15 protein-coding genes and 1 other RNA gene are annotated in these 16,921 nt (G+C 64.5%); 4 read left to right on the top strand and 12 right to left on the bottom strand.

Going from position 1 to position 16,921, the window contains the following annotated elements; all coding sequences use genetic code 11:
* Positions 1–23: 23 nt before the first annotated feature.
* Positions 24–2,660, bottom strand: coding sequence for a cyanophycin synthetase (gene cphA, locus LDO29_RS01160; RefSeq protein WP_224077961.1), 2,637 nt, complete (start codon positions 2,658–2,660; stop codon positions 24–26).
* A gap of 242 nt (positions 2,661–2,902) precedes the next feature.
* Between cphA and LDO29_RS01165 the strand changes: the two genes are divergently transcribed.
* Positions 2,903–5,206 carry a cyanophycin metabolism-associated ABC transporter gene (locus LDO29_RS01165; protein WP_224077962.1) on the top strand — a complete coding sequence of 768 codons (2,304 nt, stop codon included), beginning with the start codon at positions 2,903–2,905 and terminating at the stop codon, positions 5,204–5,206.
* Positions 5,207–5,237: 31 nt separating this feature from the next.
* The gene (locus LDO29_RS01170) at positions 5,238–5,708 is read left to right on the top strand and encodes a cyanophycin metabolism-associated DUF1854 family protein (protein WP_224077963.1); all 471 of its coding nucleotides are present in this window, start codon (positions 5,238–5,240) and stop codon (positions 5,706–5,708) included.
* A gap of 29 nt (positions 5,709–5,737) precedes the next feature.
* On the opposite strand, the gene LDO29_RS01175 is transcribed toward LDO29_RS01170, so the two are convergent.
* On the bottom strand, positions 5,738–6,139 hold the full coding sequence (locus LDO29_RS01175) for a hypothetical protein (protein WP_224077964.1): 402 nt from the start codon (positions 6,137–6,139) through the stop codon (positions 5,738–5,740).
* A 571-nt stretch (positions 6,140–6,710) separates the two neighbouring features.
* On the opposite strand from LDO29_RS01175, the gene LDO29_RS01180 reads away from it, so the two are divergent.
* Entirely contained in the window at positions 6,711–7,223 is a 513-nt protein-coding gene (locus LDO29_RS01180; RefSeq protein ID WP_224077965.1) for a hypothetical protein, read from the top strand.
* 117 nt (positions 7,224–7,340) lie between these two features.
* The gene (locus LDO29_RS01185; protein ID WP_224077966.1) at positions 7,341–7,643 is read left to right on the top strand and encodes a hypothetical protein; all 303 of its coding nucleotides are present in this window, start codon (positions 7,341–7,343) and stop codon (positions 7,641–7,643) included.
* Positions 7,644–7,650: 7 nt separating this feature from the next.
* On the opposite strand, the gene LDO29_RS01190 is transcribed toward LDO29_RS01185, so the two are convergent.
* The 10 genes from LDO29_RS01190 to ompA all read right to left on the bottom strand — a co-directional run bounded on the left by LDO29_RS01190 (position 7,651) and on the right by ompA (position 16,914).
* On the bottom strand, positions 7,651–8,202 hold the full coding sequence (locus LDO29_RS01190; protein ID WP_224077967.1) for a hypothetical protein: 552 nt from the start codon (positions 8,200–8,202) through the stop codon (positions 7,651–7,653).
* A gap of 183 nt (positions 8,203–8,385) precedes the next feature.
* A complete protein-coding gene (locus LDO29_RS01195; RefSeq protein WP_224077968.1) occupies positions 8,386–11,259 on the bottom strand; it encodes a DUF3631 domain-containing protein in 2,874 nt (957 codons plus the stop codon).
* Positions 11,260–11,340: 81 nt separating this feature from the next.
* Positions 11,341–11,805 (bottom strand): hypothetical protein, encoded by a 465-nt coding sequence (locus tag LDO29_RS01200; RefSeq protein WP_224077969.1) that lies wholly within the window; start codon positions 11,803–11,805, stop codon positions 11,341–11,343.
* Entirely contained in the window at positions 11,802–12,092 is a 291-nt protein-coding gene (locus LDO29_RS01205) for a helix-turn-helix transcriptional regulator (protein WP_224077970.1), read from the bottom strand. Before LDO29_RS01205 ends, LDO29_RS01200 begins: the two co-directional genes overlap by 4 nt.
* A gap of 86 nt (positions 12,093–12,178) precedes the next feature.
* Complete coding sequence (locus LDO29_RS01210) at positions 12,179–12,853, bottom strand: hypothetical protein (protein ID WP_224077971.1); 675 nt, start codon at positions 12,851–12,853, stop codon at positions 12,179–12,181.
* Positions 12,850–14,094, bottom strand: a complete 1,245-nt coding sequence (locus LDO29_RS01215; RefSeq protein WP_224077972.1) for a tyrosine-type recombinase/integrase — start codon at positions 14,092–14,094, stop codon at positions 12,850–12,852. The genes LDO29_RS01210 and LDO29_RS01215 overlap by 4 nt, the downstream gene beginning before the upstream one ends.
* Positions 14,095–14,286: 192 nt before the next feature.
* Positions 14,287–14,646: a transfer-messenger RNA gene (ssrA, locus tag LDO29_RS01220) on the bottom strand.
* 79 nt (positions 14,647–14,725) lie between these two features.
* The gene (gene gph, locus LDO29_RS01225) at positions 14,726–15,388 is read right to left on the bottom strand and encodes a phosphoglycolate phosphatase (protein ID WP_224078437.1); all 663 of its coding nucleotides are present in this window, start codon (positions 15,386–15,388) and stop codon (positions 14,726–14,728) included.
* Complete coding sequence (ubiG, locus tag LDO29_RS01230; RefSeq protein WP_224077973.1) at positions 15,388–16,137, bottom strand: bifunctional 2-polyprenyl-6-hydroxyphenol methylase/3-demethylubiquinol 3-O-methyltransferase UbiG; 750 nt, start codon at positions 16,135–16,137, stop codon at positions 15,388–15,390. Before ubiG ends, gph begins: the two co-directional genes overlap by 1 nt.
* A gap of 120 nt (positions 16,138–16,257) precedes the next feature.
* Positions 16,258–16,914, bottom strand: coding sequence for an outer membrane protein OmpA (ompA, locus tag LDO29_RS01235; protein WP_224077974.1), 657 nt, complete (start codon positions 16,912–16,914; stop codon positions 16,258–16,260).
* Positions 16,915–16,921 lie beyond the last annotated feature (7 nt).

Raw genomic sequence — 16,921 nt, forward strand, 5'->3', positions numbered from 1 at the left:
GGTATCCGTTCTTCTTCGTGCCGTCAGGCGCGGCGCGGGGGCTGGCCCATCCACTGGTGCACGCGGTCGACGGTGGCGCCGGTAGCGCCTTCGTCGCACTGCAGGACCAGCAGGTCGCCGGCCACCAGTTGGCCGAGTGCGGTCTCGATGGCGTCGCGGCGCGTGCCTTCGTCGATGATCTTGGTGACGCGGCGCCCTTCGTACAGCCCCTGCTTGAGCAGCGCGCGGGCCTCGGCATCGGGCAGCGTGCGCTTGACGCTGCGGTCTTCACACAGGAACACGCGGTCGAAGCTGGCGCCCAGGACCTTGCCCTGCCGGACCATGTCTTCGTCGCGGCGCTGCATGCCGGCGCCGTAGACGATCATGCGGCGTTCGGCGGGGAAGCGGTCCAGCGCGGCGGCCAGGGCCTCCAGCGCAGGGGCGTTGTGCGCGTCGTCCACCACCACGATGGCGCCGTTGCGCTCGAACAGCGTGAAGCGGCCCGGCACGTCGACCTGGCCCACGTCGAAGGTCACGATGCCGGCGCGGATCAGGTCATTGGAGATGCCCAGCGCCCAGCCCGTGGCGACTGCCGCCAGCACGTTTTCCACCTGGAACGAGACGCGGCCGGCGTAGGTCAGCGGAATGGCCGCGACATCGGTCAGCGGCGTTTCGCTGCTGCCGGTGGCCAGTACCACCTTGCCGTCGCGCACGAACACGGCGCGCTTGCCCTTGGCGCGGTGCGCGGCAATCGCCGGCAACTCGGCGGACAGGCCAAAGAAGATCACGTCGCCATCCGACAGCTCGGCCATTTCCACCACGCGCTCGTCGCGCGCGTTGAGCACGGCGGCGCCGTTCTTGAGGACCACGTCCACCTGGGTGCGCAGCACGTTGTACATGCGGTCTTCGTCTTCGACGTAGTAGTCGCCCATGTGGTCGGGCGTGTCGAAGTTGGTGACCACGCCAACCTGGCAGCGGTCATAGACCAGGCCTTCGGACAGGATGGCGCCGCTATCGTTCTCGAACACAGCGGCTTCCACCGCGCGGTTCATCAGGATGCGGTGGCCGGCGTCCCAGTTGGCGCGGTCGCCGCCCTGGACCAGGCGGCGATCCAGGAAGAGGCCGTCGCTGCAGGCCAGCCCGGTGTGCTTGCCTGACAGCTGCAGCAGGCGCGCGACCAGCTTGGCGACCACGGTCTTGCCGTTGGTACCGGTAATGCCGACCACAGGGATGCGGCCCGGATCCGTGTCATCGGCCTCGGGGAAGAGGTGATCGACGATCGCACGGCCCACAGGGCGAGGCGTGCCGTCGGCCGGCTTGATGTGCATGAGCAAGCCGGGGCCGGCGTTGACTTCCACGATGGCGCCGCGCTGCTCGGCCAGCGGGCGCGAAATGTCCTCGGCCACCAGGTCCACGCCGGCGATGTCCAGGCCGACCACGCGCGCGGCCAGCGATGCATGCGCGGCCACGCTCGGGTGCACGCGGTCGGTGACGTCGAACGCCACATTGCCGTTGCGCTGGATCAGCACGGTCTTGCCTTCGGGCGGCACCGAGCTGGCATCCATGCCCTGGCGCTTGAGCTCCAGGCGGGCCGCCGAGTCCAGGCGGACCTTGTTCAGCGGATGGTCTTCGGTGCTGCCGCGGCGCGGATCGGAATTGATCTGCAGCTCGATCAGTTCCTCGATGGTCGACTTGCCGTCGCCCACCACGCTGGCGGTCTCGCCCATCGCGGCAGCGACCATGCGGCCGCCCACCACCAGCAGGCGGTGCTCGTTGCCGGGAATGAAGCGCTCGACGATCACGCCGCTGCCTTCCTCGATGGCCACGGCATAGGCGGTCTCGACTTCCTCGCGTGTCATCAGGTTGGTGAAGACGCCGCGGCCATGGTTGCCGTCGTATGGCTTGACCACCACCGGCACGCCGATGTCCTCGGCAGCTTCCCAGGCGTCTTCCGGCGATTCGACCATGCGGCCTTCCGGAACAGGCACGCCGCACGATTCCAGCAGGCTCTTGGTCAGGTCCTTGTCGCGCGAGATGCTTTCGGCGATGGCGCTGGTGCGGTCGGTCTCGGCCGTCCAGATGCGGCGCTGGCGAGCGCCGTAGCCGAGCTGCACCAGGTTGCCGTCGGACAGGCGGAGGGACGGGATGTCGCGGTCGTCGGCGGCATCGACGATGCAGGCCGTGCTCGGGCCCAGGCAGTGCTCATCGATCAGCCGGCGCAGGTGATCGACGGCGGCGGGCACGTCGAACGGCCGGTCCTCGATGGCGGCCATCACCAGGTCACGCGCCGTGAAGAGCGCGGCGCGGGTCACTTCTTCATGCCAGGCGCGCACGATCACCTTGTAGACGCCGCGGATCGGGGTCTCGCGCGCCTTGCCGAAGCCGCCCGGCATGCCAGCCAGGTTCTGCAGCTCAAGCGTCACGTGTTCCAGGATGTGGCCCGGCCAGGTGCCTTCCTTGAGGCGCTGCAGGAAACCGCCGCGCTCGCCGATGCTGCAGCGGTGCTCGATCAGCGTAGGCAGCCAGGTCGACAGCCGTTCGTAGAACCCCGGAATCGTGTTGGAGGGAAAATCCTCCAGTTCCCCGATATCGACCCACGCCTCCAGCACGGGCCGATATGTCCACATATTCGGGCCGCGCAGCGACATGACATCGAAAATCTCAATGTCCTTCTTTTTCATCGATTTAGCTTGAGGCAATGGGCGGAACCGCCCGAGAAATGGAAGCCTAACCTTTCAATAACGTTACAGCATACGTCAGGTTGACTTCTTTAGCTGACATCCGATTGTGCAATGCATCAGGAGCACCCGCTGGTTTGCGTTATGTATACTTGCGGGCAAAATCGCGGGCCGCCAGTGCGCGGCCATTCTAAATTGTTTCAAGTTATGTCCGTTTCCGCTGGACGCTGCAAGGCGCGCCGACAATGACCCAGTCTTCCCTGCCTGTCTCACAAAGCCACGCCCCGGACGAGCCGTGGCGTGCCGAAGCCGGTGCGATGCTTCGTCCCGGCGAGACCGTTCTGGCCGGGCTGGAACTCGACCTCGACGCGAGGCTGCATTTTACCCAAGGGTGGCTGGTTGTGACGGACCAGCGTCTTCTGGCTCGCGCTCCCGGCGAAAAAAATGTGCAGGAATGGGCCATCGGGCCCGGCTTGCGCCTCTCGCACACGGACCACGCCGGCGTGGGCACCCTTGAACTGAGCGACGGCACGGCCAGGCTTGGCAACTGGCGCTACACGCTTGGTTACAATCCCGCCGCGCTGCGGCTGGTCGACCAGTTCGAGGCGCGCCGTGACATGGCAGTTGCCGGCGAACCACCGGATGCCGGCGAGGTACTGTGCCCCACCTGCAAGGCACCGCTGCCGCCTGGCGAGGAGCAATGCCCGCAGTGCAGCCGCGAACTGGAAACCCCGCCGTCAACGTGGGCGCTGCTGCGCCTGTGGCGCTTTGCGCGTCCGTATCGCTGGGAACTGCTGGCCGGCTTTGTCCTGACGCTGCTGTCCACAGCGGCCACGCTGGTGCCGCCGTACCTGACCATGCCGCTGATGGACAAGGTGCTGATCCCGTTCCAGAACGGCGTGCCGATCGACTATGGCCTGGTGCGCCTGTACCTGGCTGGCCTGCTGGGCGCGGCACTGGTGGCCTGGAGCCTGGGCTGGGCGCGCACCTACCTGCTGGCGCGCGTGTCCGAGCGCATCGGCGCCGACCTGCGCACCACCACCTACGAACACTTGCTGAAGCTCTCGCTGGAGTACTTCGGCGGCAAGCGCACGGGCGACCTGATGGCGCGCATCGGCTCGGAGAGCGACCGCATCTGCGTCTTCCTGTCGCTGCACCTGCTGGACTTCGCCACCGACGTGCTGATGATCGTGATGACGGCGGTGATCCTCGTGTCGATCAACCCTTGGCTCGCGCTGGTGACGCTGGTGCCGCTGCCGTTCATCGCGTGGATGATCCACCTGGTGCGCGACAAGCTGCGCCACGGCTTCGAGAAGATCGACCGGATCTGGTCGGAGATCACCAACGTGCTGGCCGACACGATTCCGGGCATCCGCGTGGTCAAGGCCTTTGCGCAGGAAAAGCGTGAAGTGGCCCGTTTCCGGGAGGCCAACAAACACAACCTGGCAATCAATGATCGCGTGAATGCCGTGTGGTCGCTGTTCACGCCGACCGTGACGCTGCTCACGGAAATCGGTCTGCTGGTGGTGTGGGTCTTCGGCATCTGGCAGGTGTCGCACAGCGCCATCACGGTGGGTGTGCTGGTCGCATTCCTCACCTACATCAGCCGCTTCTATACGCGGCTCGATTCGATGAGCCGGATCGTATCGGTTACGCAGAAGGCGGCGGCCGGGGCCAAGCGCATCTTCGACATTCTCGACCACGTGTCGAGCGTGCCAGAGCCCGCGCGCCCGGCAAAGCTGGAGAAGGTGGAAGGCGCCATCGAAATGCGTGACCTCGGGTTCCGCTACGGCAACCGTGCGGTGATCCGCGGCCTGGACTTGTCGATCGCGCCGGGCGAGATGATCGGGCTGGTCGGGCACAGCGGTTCGGGCAAGAGCACGCTGGTCAACCTGATCTGCCGCTTCTATGACGTGTCCGAAGGCGCGATCCGCGTGGACGGCATCGATATCCGTTCGCTGCCGGTTTCGGAGTATCGCAGCCATATCGGCCTGGTGCTGCAGGAGCCGTTCCTGTTCTTCGGCACGATTGCCGAGAACATCGCGTATGGCAAGCCGGATGCCACGCGCGAGGAGATCGTCGCGGCGGCGCGCGCCGCGCACGCGCACGAATTCATCCTGCGGCTGCCGCACGGCTACGACTCGCTCGTCGGCGAGCGTGGCCAGGCGCTGTCTGGCGGCGAGCGCCAGCGCATCTCGATTGCGCGTGCGTTGCTGATCAACCCGCGCATCCTGATCATGGACGAGGCCACGTCCTCGGTCGACACGCAGACGGAGAAGGAAATCCAGAAGGCGCTCGACAACCTGGTGCAGGGGCGGACCACCATCGCGATCGCGCACCGGCTGTCCACGCTGCGCAAGGCCGACCGCCTCGTGGTGATGGACCGCGGCCAGATTGTCGAGGTGGGCGGCCATGACGAGCTGCTGGCGCGCGAAGGCGCCTACTACAAGCTGTACCAGGCGCAGGCCCGCAATGTCGATACCGAGGCCGAATCCGACAGCGAAGGCGGTGTGCCTGCCAGGGAAGCGGAGGCCGCCAATGCACAATGACGCCAACCTTCACGCTATTCACGCTACTGCAATGCCCGAGACGGAATTCACGCTGACCCGCAATGCCTTCGGCCGCCTGGTGCTGACCCTTGGCGACGGCACGGCGCACGAGGGCGTGGTGCCGGTGCGCGCCTTCCCGATCGGCGCGCCCGACGACGGCATCGGCATGATGAGCACGGATGGCCATGAACTGGTCTGGATTCCGCGGCTGGACCGGCTGCCCGCCCCGCAGCGCGCGCTGGTGGAGGAGGAACTGGCCGCGCGCGAATTCATGCCCGAGATCCGGCGCATTGTCAGTGTTTCGACGTTTGCCACACCGAGCGAGTGGACCGTGCAGACCGATCGCGGCCAGACCACGCTGGTGTTGCGCGGCGAGGAAGACATCCGCCGCCTGGCCGGGACCACGCTGCTGATTTCGGACAGCCACGGCATCCACTACCTGATCCGTGACCTGATGGCGCTGGACCGTCCCAGCCGCAAGCTGCTCGACCGCTTCCTCTGAGCGGTCGCGTTCAGCGGAGGGCTGCTGCCTCAGTGCAGCAGTTCCTCGCCGTCCTCATCGTCGTCCATATCGTCATGCATCAATGGGATATCCGGGACCATGTCGAAGACCGTCGAGTGATAGTGCACGCTGAACCAGTCGCGGAACATCTGCAGCGACAGTTGTTCGGGCCACAGTGACTCGTCAAACCACTCGGCGAGCATGAACTCGAAGAAACCACGCCAGCGTTTTTCCACCCAATGCCTGGCATTGTCGGCGGTGTCCGCAATTTCCTCGGGCAGCAGGAAAACACTCTGATCTTCCCGCACGTGTTCTAGCGTCAGGTTCGGAACGGGCTCCGGATCCACGGCCTGGATCCAATCCAGAAACGGTTGCTCGGGAACGATCGTGACCAGGGCGCGGTTGACGGTGAAGCGGGGATAATCGGACATGGCTAAGCGACAGGGGAGGCTGCAGGACGGTATTGTAGACGCGGGGACGGGCGGCTAGCGATGGCACCACGTTGTATGGGCGGACGGCCTGTCATTCGGGCAAGAAAAAACCCAGCCGGGCAACGGCTGGGTTTCAGGAGTACTGGTGCCGGCGTCAACCAAATGATAGCTGGAAAGCCTTATGTGGTGCGGCTATATGGCTTTTCGTTTCGATCTTGACCCCCAATCTGACCCCCGCAACACCACCGCTCGGGGCAGCCGATACTGCTGGGGGCGATCTGGCGCGGCCCTGCGCTTCTGCGTTGTCAACCTTCCACCGGCGCACGCACAGGCAATGTCGTCGCGACGTTCCGGTCGTCGATCCGCTCCACCTTCGGCATCACTCCGCACGATCTTCCGAGTGGCCCGACCCTCCCCCCTAGCGTCCCCCCATGCCCCACACCCCCGGCACCCCCGCTTGGGTATGGCTCTTAACCGGGAGCGCAGAAATTTTCGCTGCTAACAATATGTGTTGCGTTACGATGCACTCGTTACTAAATATTCGAAGCGGCAACACCTTCCGCGCGTGGCTATGAAGCGTACTGTGCTGGCTCTCTTGAGCCTTTCAATATTGACAACCGCCGTGGGGGCAGAGCGACCTTCTGTTGATTACATTCCCTTAGACGCACTGGAGAAGTACTACCCACCTCAGAGGAAGATCGACGAATCCGAGCGTGTGTATGTTTGGATGACGAAACCCGAACCGGGCGGAGCCGCGCTGGAAATAGTGAATGTCAATGAGAGGGGCGGGGCGTGTAGCCTCGGATATCCCCCGCCGCCCGATGCGCAAATGAGCCTTGTCGGAAAGAACGGCGAACCGCTTGCGATGGGGCGCACGGCGAGGATCGTCTCGTCGACCGGAGAGATAACAATGACGGGCTGTTCGGAGCGTGCGAAAGACGGCGTGCGACGAATTGTCTGGGACACTCCCCGTGGGCCGATCTGGAGGTCATACAAGGAGAGCACCTTCACGCTAACCCCGGAGGCTAAGCGCTTGGAGGATTCCATAGAACGGCAGAGGAATACGTCTGGAAAGGCGAGGTAGCCCCCATCGTGCCGGTCGCATTCAGACGTAGTCGTCGGGGTGTGGCAGCGAGGCGTGATCAAAAATGCGCGGGTTGTGACTAGGGAGTGGAAGCCATACGGAGGCGACGTCGTTCATATGATCCCTTTCTATCAATCGAAAGAATGGTCGACGTGTCCGCGCGTGCCGGTCGTCCTCAACGGCCAACTGTGCTTTGCTTACGACACAACCGCGAAGGGTGAAACATGGCAACCCAAGCGCGGCCACGCACAGCGCACCGGCTCGCTCGATGGCATCGAGCACATGTTCATGCTGACCCACAACTACGGTCGTGGCGAGACAGATCGCCACTATCTGTACTTCCGGCAGGACGGTAAGCTGTTCTTCGTCTATACGGGCGAAAGCTGGCCAGCCACCATCTGCATCGAGACTGGCGTGTAACGCGCTCTCACAGGTAGTCGTCGGCGTGCGGCAGGGATGCGTGATCGAACTTGCGCGGCCTGCCGCGTGGCCGCTTCACTGGTGTGGGGCCCTTCGACGGCTTGTCATCGGATTCCGTAACGACACCGGGCGGCAGCCACTGCCGCCGGCTTTTGTCGGGGGAGTCGATCCACACGCGCGCCTTGCGCCAGCCCGCTGCACGCAGCACCGCGACGAGTGCAGTGTTGCCCGCCGTCTTACCCGCCGTCACGCCGTGTAGCTGTGCCTTGATCTCGCTGAAGGTGTGCGGGCGCATCCGCGTCGCAACGGGCTGCACGGCCCACCAGCGCTGAAACTGGCTGGCCAGCGTATCAGCCCTGTACCGTTCTGCTTCGACGCGTCGGAGCGTCGTGCGAGCCTTGCGTGCGGCGCCTCGCAGCGCCTGTGCCGTGCGGGCGTCGCGCCGCCTCTGCTGCCGGCGCTGCTTCTCAGCCTCAGCAGCACGCTCCCGCGCGACGCGCTCAGCGTCCTCGGCGCCGTCAATCTGCAGTTGCTGCAGCCAGTCAGACAGGTAGCTCATGGTCAGGCACCGGGTGAAGGGTGCTGGGCGGCGGGGCGGTCAGGCTGGCTCATCTGAGGTCGATCCTGTTATTGCAACTGAATTGCATTTGAGCGTGTGTGGCGAATTTTTGCAGTTATTCAACGGCAATGCGGGAGGGCAGAATCGCCCTCGCCAACGCTGCCCGCAGTTGCTAACAACCCCTCAGCCGGGGCGCTTTTTGCGCCGTTCCTGCTCCTGCCGCATCTCGGCAAACATGTCGTTCGAACTCTCGGATGGCATACCCCTTATGCCGGAACCCCCGATTTTTGCCTTCGCAGCCGCTACGCCGCTCAAAGCCTTACTGGTGGCTGATTTCGGCGTAGCGGCACCGTCAAAACCGGGAGTCGAAAAAACACCTGCCGCTACTTCGAAACCCGCGCCAGTATTGGCTTTGAGCGGCGTAGCGGCTGGATGAGTGTTTTTTGAGAGTTCCAGCGAGAGGGTATGCCCTTCGGACACGTTTTGTGCGCCATTCGCCCCTAGTGCGTTGCTCGACTGGGGTGACGGCAGGTATAGCTCCCAACAGGTTGTAAACATTCCGCGCATATAGCCCTTCGGGCGGTCTTTGCCTCCTAGGTAGACGCTTGTGCTCTTGATGCCGAACTCACTCAGCCTCTTAGCGATCTGGTTGGCAGTGATCGGCTTGCCCCGGTTGTAGGTCGCCCACGGCCCCTCATCGTCCTGGGTCAGCGCCATCGCCAGATCGGCGCTCGGGATGCGGTCGGCGTGCTTGTGGCCGTTGGCTTGCCTCTGGTCAAACACTGATCGGATAGCGGTCAGCAACTCCACCCCGCGCCCCTCGTTGCTTGCGTCAGCGGCCTGCCCGCTGAGCGCCAGCGCTGCGCGTGCTGCACGGTGGGGCCAGTCGCCGCCGGCTGCCTGCGCGATCTGGCGAAGTGGCTCCCAGTTGTCCAGCGCCCGGTCGTCCAGCCCGTCGAGGTCAGGCGGGTCGAATCTGGTAGCAGCGGTGGCATTGTCAGATACCCAGCGGGTAATGCACCTGCGCAATTGCTCGAACACAGCACGGTCAGCACGTCGCAGGCTTGCGACCTTCTCGCTTACCTTCTTTCGGCGCAGGGGGAGCACGACGGCGCGATCCATGATCGTACCGTGTAGCCGCCCGATGCCCGCGAGTGCCTTCGCGCACCACGTGCTGAATGACGTGGGGATGTGGTTGTCCCCCACTGTGCGGATGACGGCTGCCGTGTCGCGCGTGTGCCCGCTGTTGACGATGCCGCGCAGCTCCTCGTTATCGCGCATGAATGCGTCAACCTCATCGATCAGCAGCGTTGGCCCGTACTGCTCGACTGTGCGAAATAGGGCTGCCACGGTGATGCTGCTTGTCGGCAGTGGGCGGGCGCTCAGGCGGGAGACGAGCGATAGTAACTGCGTCTTTCCGCAACGCTTCTCAGGTGCGGTGATGAGGAGCAGGGGGGCGACCTGCACCATGTCCATCATGTATGTCATGACGATCCACAGCGCCCCCGCGTCCGCTGCCTCGGCGTCGCAGACGATGTACCTGCGGAGGGTGTCGGCAATGTCGGTCAGCAGCGCCGCGCCATCGACCGGCACGGGCCACGACTCGACCTGTTCGAAGGTAATGGGCTTGCTTGCGCCGCTATCGCCCGCGCCGCCGCGTGCCGCCTCCACCTCGTCGTCGATTGTGCCGACGCGGACGCCGAGCCTTTCGGCTAGTGGTGTGCGCACACGGTCGTAATCGAGCTTCCCCAACTTAGCCAACGCCGCGATCATTGCGTCCTGCGGCATTGCGGCCAGCCGCGCGACATCCGCCTCTGCGCTTACCGTCGCGCTGACCGATTGCACGCTACTACTGGCGTCGGCGGGCGCGTAGCGCGGCGGTGTCCATCCTGCGGCCTGCGCGGCTTGCACCAGCGTGCGAATGGTGATGGGCTTGCCTGCGCCGTTGCCGCCCGGCGTGATGCTGTGCCACAACTGATCGAACCCAGCGTCGGTGTACTTCGCCGACTTCTTCGACCACTCGCGCGCCAGTTCCTCGCCGCACTGCCAGTTGAGCGACTTCACGGCCATGATCATGTCGCGCCATTCGGTGCGGTCATCGGCAGGCAGCACGGCCAGCATCGCCCGCACCTGTTCGATCTTCTCGTCGATCTCAGGCCAGCCCCGTCCGACACCAGCAGTCAGGTCGTCATTGCTCTGACCGTCGAAGCCGCGCAGGTGGTCAGGCAGCGTATCTACCGCGCCTGTCGAGCGGCGCGCACCGGCCAGATCGAACAGCCACTGCGGCAGGGTTGGTAGCGGGCCATCGTCGACACGGCTGTACTGTCGCCCATTGACCACGGACGGCCATGCCACGACGAAGCCGCCCGTCCCGCGCGTATCCAGTCCGTTGCCGAGGATGCCGGAGGTGCAGGGCAGCGGCGCACCGCCACCGTCGAGCCACAGGTGCCGTCCGCCCGATGCCGTTGTGACACTGTGCGATGTCGGTACAGCGCCGTGCTGCGCCTCAAGCGCGGCGAGCGTCGCGCCGCCATGTTTGCCGTCCTTTTCGTCGATGTCGAGCACACAGGCCCCGCCGCTCGGCGCGCCCGTCGCAACTGCAAGGTTCGGCACGGCACGGCGGCCCACTGCACATACGAATGCGCCGATGGGATCGGTGGCCTGTGCGATGCCGTGCCCGTCGGCACGCGCTTGCGCGTCGCCCCACAGGCGCCGCACATCGGCCTCCGCCGCCTCGTATTCCGGCGTGCCCTTGCCGGCGTCCTTGCGCCGCTTGAGCGCATCAAAGTAGCCAGCAACATACCTGGCTTCGATGCTGGCGAGGAACAAGTTGAGCACGGGTACGAGGTCGGCACGCGCGTCGAGGTGGCCGTGCGGGCAGGCGGGCATCTTCTTGCTGGGCGATAGGGGGAAGGTGGCCCAGCCACGCGCGGCGTAGCGGGCGATGGCTTCGCCCAATACCTGCGCCGTGAGTGCTATGGATGTCGGGTGTGCAGTGGGGAGGGGGGCGCCGGCAGCGCCGGAAAACAGGTCACCATACGATTCGTTGCCGTACATGCTAGGATGCTCCTGCGATGTAGTGAAACGCCGCTGTACCGGACGAGGGGCCAGCGGCGGGAAGTGGATAAAAGGGTCGGCCTATGCGGTCGGCCCTTTTTTCTTTGCGCAGGCCACGCAGTCGCGCTGCGCGCGGCACAGTTGATCGGCCATCCGGTCGGCGTAGTAGGCGAGCGTGTCGAGTGCCTCGCGTTGCGACGCGGGCGACGTGATGCCCTGTTCCAGTTCGATCAGGGCGCGCTGCATGTGATCGACCGCGCCGTAGTCCTGACCGTGTGGGCCAGCGAGACTTTCGTGCGCTGCTTTGACGATCTGGTGTCCGGGGTGTCTGGCGGTGATGTAGCCGGTGACGGGGCCGGCAGCGATGGCGCGAATTTGGTCTGCGTGCCCGCGCAGACCTCCGACCTCCCGCTGCGCGAAGCGGCAGGCATCACCGGGGGCGCACGCTATGTGATGCCACTCCTCTGACCAGCACCGGGGCGGGGCGAATTCGTCGGAGGGTGGCACGTCCGGCCGGTCTGCGATGAGGTCGGTGTTGTCGGTCATGCTGCTGCCCCCTGCGCCTTGGAGGCGTCACGCGCGGCGATGCGCGCGGCAATCCACGCATCGACTTCACGCAGTACCCAGCGATTGGTGCGCGAGCCGCCAATCTTTACGGGCTTCGGGAAGCCGCGCAGGCGCATCGCTTCGTACAGGCTGCTGTAGGCGAGTCCGGCACGGCGCATCGTCTCGCGCGCAGTCAGCAGCGCGTCGCCTTGCAGGTCGATTGGGATAGCTTCGAGGGGGATGGCCGGCTGGCGCTTCTTGCCGGTAGAGACTTCGCCGATGGTCATTCTGACTCCATATCTCGCAGCGGCTGGGGTGCGCTGCATTGGTATGGAGCCTATGGTTTCAGGGCCGGAAATTCAGTTGGAGAAATCTACCCCGCGCGACGGGCCGCTGCTTCTGCCCTGCGCTTGCGTGCAGATAGTTCCTCGGCCAGTCGCAGCAACTTAAATGCAGCACCGCGCAGGCACACAGGCGTGACGATGGCGCGGTGTCGATTGGTCAGTTGACCGTTCAGATCATCGGCTTCGCGCATTACGCGGAGAAGTAACGCGCGCGACAGCAGGAGTGCCGTCTTGGCTGTCGCTGTTCTTGCCGAGTTGGGGAGGCGCTTGCCCCTGCGTAGTCTGCTCAAGTCTGCCTTGTCAGCAGGGACTGTTATCAGCGCCAGCGCATCGACCGCTGCGCTAATGCGGTTAGCTGGCGCGTCCGGGCACATGTTGGCTGGCAGCCGTTTGAACGACCACAGCAGCAACTGCGCCAGCCTGTCTGCTTTCGCAGCCGCACTGTCGGTGTAGGCTACCGGGCGTCCTCCTTGCGGTTTAGGCAGGTGCTTGCCGTCACCGCCGAACGTATCGAACATGGCTGATACCGTGTCAGGGGCCAGCCCGCGCCCCTCCGCCACTTGCGCAACTGCCAAGTCGCGCAGTTTTCGATTGCGAGCCTGCAGCAATTCGAGCTTGAGCGGCGGCAGTCCTTGCTGGCACAGCAGTTCGAATAGTCGCCGTCCGACCTCATCCGCGATCGTTCCGCGCTCGCCGCCTTTCATGCGCTGGCCTCGCTGGCGAACGGCAGCACCTTCGCACCTGCCTTCAGTTCGTCCAGATAGTCAGCCCATCGCTGCATCAGCTCGCGCCGCTGATCGAGCCACTGCGTGCGGTTGTATGCGCGCCCGAGCGCGTCGCGCACGCCGTGGGCCAACTGCGCCTCAATCACCTCGTCGCGCACGCCGAGCACCTCAGCGGCGAGCGTACGGGCCGTCGCGCGCCAGCCGTGTGGCAACGCTTCATCGCCGGCATATCCCATCCGCTTGAATGCCGCCGACAGCGCCATGTCCGACATGCACCGGTCGCCGCCGCGCAGACTGGGGAAAACGAAGCGCCCCCGCCCGGTCAGTACCTGCAGCCCTCGCAGGATTGCAACTGCCTGACGCGACAACGGCACCAGATGGTCAGGGCCATTTTCCTTACCTGCCTTCGTCCGCTTCATCCGGCCAGCAGGCACTGTCCACATGGCACCGTCTAGATCGAATTCGCTCCACTCGGCCTGTCGCAGTTCACCGGGGCGCTGAAACACCATTGGGGCGAGGCGTAATGCTGCTGTGACCACCGCAGTGCCGGTGTAGCCGTCAATGGCGCGCAGCAGGGCGCCCAACTGAACAGGATCGGTCACGGCGGCGTGATGCTTCACCTGTGCCGCTGGCAGTGCGTCGCGCAGGTCGGCGGCAATGTCACGCTCGGCCCGTCCGGTGCTGATGGCATATCGCATTACCTGCCCGATCAATACCCGCACGCGGTGCGCAGTTTCGAGATGGCCGGTCTTTTCGATGCGTTGCAGTACGCTCAGCACGTCAGCCGGGGCCAGGCCGACAATCGGACGGGTGCCAAGGTAGGGAAACACATGCTTTTCGAGTCGACGCAGGTTGCGCTGCGCGTGCGACTCAGACAACGAGGGGGCGAACTTGGCGTGCCACTCCCGCGCCACGACTTCGAAGGTGTTGGCGCCGTTGATCGCCGCCGCGTGCTTGGCTGCTGCGCGCGCATGGGCGGGGTCGATCCCGTCAGCCAGCTGCTTACGGGCTGCTGCTCGCCGCTCGCGCATTTCTTTCAGCCCTACCTCCGGCCAGTTGCCGAGCGACAGGCGCGTCTCCTTGCCGTTGCGACGGTACTTCAGGAACCAGCGCCGCGCGCCGGCAGGGCTGACTTCGAGGTAAGCCCCGTCGCCGTCGCTCAGGCGGTACAACCTGTCGCGTGGCTGGGCGTTCTCGATCTGCTTGATGGTCAGGGACATGGGGAAATAGCCGGTGGGGGTCACGCTGTTGGGGGTCAAGGGTTTGGTGGTCAGCGTTTGACCCCTGTTTAGACCCCCTCAGACCCCCAGCTAGTGTCAGCGTATCCCAGCTAGTCCCATAAAGCAAAAACCCGCGAAGCCTTGAGCTATCGCGGGTTTCTGGATGCTGCTAGATGTCGTCGGACTGAATACTGGTGGAGCCGGCGGGAATCGAACCCGCGTCCGCAAGCCCTCCACAGAGAGTTCTACATACTTAGTTCTGTCATTTGATTTAACCGCCGCATCGCGGACGAACACGCTCTACGACGGCGAGTCACTTGGTTTTCGTCCCTGCAGTCGTGACACCGACGGGGCTTATCTGACGTAAATGACCTCGCTGGTTCTTGCGAACCCTAGCCCGTCAGCGAGCCAGTGCGAGGACGGCGGCCCTTAGGCTGCCAGTGCGTAACGTTCGTCGTTAGCAGTTATTGCATTCCCATTGATTAACGAGGTGACGGGTCCTCGGTATGCCCTCCACTGCTTCGCAACCCACGTCGAAACCAGGTCGGCCCCAGTGATAAGAAGTACGGATTGTACTCGGTTTGGACGGAAGTTGCCGCGCCAGGTTCCGTTCTTGCTTGTGAACGCCGGCTCAGGCCGGCATGAGAAGCGGAATCAACTCTGCGGGGTGCCGCACAAGGTAGTCGGCGCCCCAGGTTTCCGGCGGCTCGCCGTCGCCGCAGTAGCCGTAGGCGGCGGTGATGGTGAGCATGCCCGCTGCCTTGCCGGCCTGGATGTCACGTAAGTCGTCACCCACATACACACATCGCTGTGGTGCCACACCGCTCAGTTCGGCGGCGTGGAGCAGGGGGGCGGGATGAGGCTTGGCATGGGGCGTTGTGTCGCCGCTGACGACGGCAGAGGCCCTCGGCGTGAGTCCGATGGCAGCTACGAGTGGTACCGTGAACCGCGCGATCTTGTTGGTGACGATGCCCCAGCGGATGCCGGCGGCTTCCAGCGAATCCAGCACCTGCGGCATGCCGTCGAACAGGCGCGTATGCACGGCGATGTCGGCCTCGTAATAATCGAGGAACAGGTCGCGCAGGGCGGGGAAGTCCGGATCGTCGGGCTGCTTCCCGAAAGCCGCGCCGAGCAGCCCGCGCGCACCATGCGATGCAACCGGCCGCAGCTTCTCATATGCCACTGGCGGGCGCCCGTGTTCGACCACCAGGCGGTTCGCCGCGGCAGCCAGGTCCGGGGCGGTATCGGCCAGCGTGCCGTCCAGGTCGAAGAATACGGCGTCGATCGCCGTCATCATTTCGCCACCCGGCGGAAGGCCATCATGTAGTTCACATCCGTATCGCCACCGAGTGAATAGACCTGGGAGAGCGGGTTGTAGGTCATGCCGCGCATCTCGATCAGGTCCAGGCCGACGTTGCGGGCAAAACGCGCGAGTTCGGATGGCGTGATGAACTTTTCGTAGTCATGCGTACCGCGCGGCAGCATCTGAAGAATGTATTCGGCGCCCACGATGGCCATCAGATAGGCCTTCAGGTTGCGATTGATCGTGGAAGCGAAGACATAGCCGCCGGGACGGACCAGGGTTGCACAAGCCTGGACGATCGACGAGGGGTCGGGCACATGTTCGAGCATTTCCATGCAAGTCACGACATCTACGCTGCCCGGCTCGCGCGCTGCCAGCGCTTCGGCGGCGATCTCCTCGTAGGTGATCGCAACACCGGACTCCAGGCTATGCAGGTCCGCCACGCGCAGGGCCTTGCTCGACAGGTCAATACCACGCACATGGGCGCCCAGCCGCGCCATGCTCTCGGACAGGATGCCGCCGCCGCAGCCGATATCGACTACCTTCTTGCCGGCCAGGCCGGCAATGCCGTCGATCCAGCCGAGGCGCAGCGGATTCAGGTCATGCAGCGGCTTGAATTCGCTGTTCGGGTCCCACCAGCGATGGGCCAGCTCGCTGAACTTGTCGATTTCCTTGGGGTCGGCATTCCGGCCGGCTGGATTGGCCGCGGAGGGCGGCAAGGCTTGCGTAGGCGACGTCATGGTTTGCGGGGCCGGCAAAGGACAATGTGCCTGAGCCGGCAGGTAGGAAGAGGTCTGGCCAACTGTACCAAAAAAAAAGCCCAGCTTGCGCTGGGCCTTTCTGCATCGGAAAGATTCCGATTAACGTGCGCTGCGGGTGCCGACCACTTCGACTTCCACGCGACGGTTCGGTTGCTGGCAGGCGATCTGGGCCTTGCGGTTGCCCTTGCACGACTTCGGATCGACCTTCAGCTGGCGCTTGCCCTTGCCTTCGGTGTACACGCGGTTGGCTTCAACGCCCTTGCTCACCAGGTAGGCCTTGACCGACTCAGCACGACGGATCGACAGGCGATCATTGTACTTGTCCGAACCGAACGAGTCGGTGTGGCCAACGGCGATGATGACTTCCAGGGTGATGCCTTGCAGCTTCGAAACCAGATCGTCCAGCTTCGCCTTGCCTTCCGGCTTCAGGACAGCCTTGTCGAAGTCGAACAGGGTGTCAGCCGCGAAAGTGACCTTCTCGCTGGAGACGACCGGAGGAGCAACCGGTGCCGGTGCCGGAGCCGGAGCAGCGGCCGGGGCCAGGGCGCCGTCGCACAGGGCGTTGGCGGTAGCCGGGGTCCAGGAGCTGTCGCGCCAGCAGAGCTCGTTCGTGCCATTCTTCCACACGTACTCGCTCGTACCGTTGCCCCAGTTGTCATTCACGGCCTTCTTTTCATAGGGGACGGACTGGGCTTGAGCGGATGCAGCCATTACTGCGGTAGCTGCAACGAGCGCGAGCTTGGCAAATTTTTTCATATTTCTC

It is taken from the genome of Cupriavidus laharis, assembly GCF_914271435.1.
GTDB classification, from domain to species: domain Bacteria; phylum Pseudomonadota; class Gammaproteobacteria; order Burkholderiales; family Burkholderiaceae; genus Cupriavidus; species Cupriavidus laharis.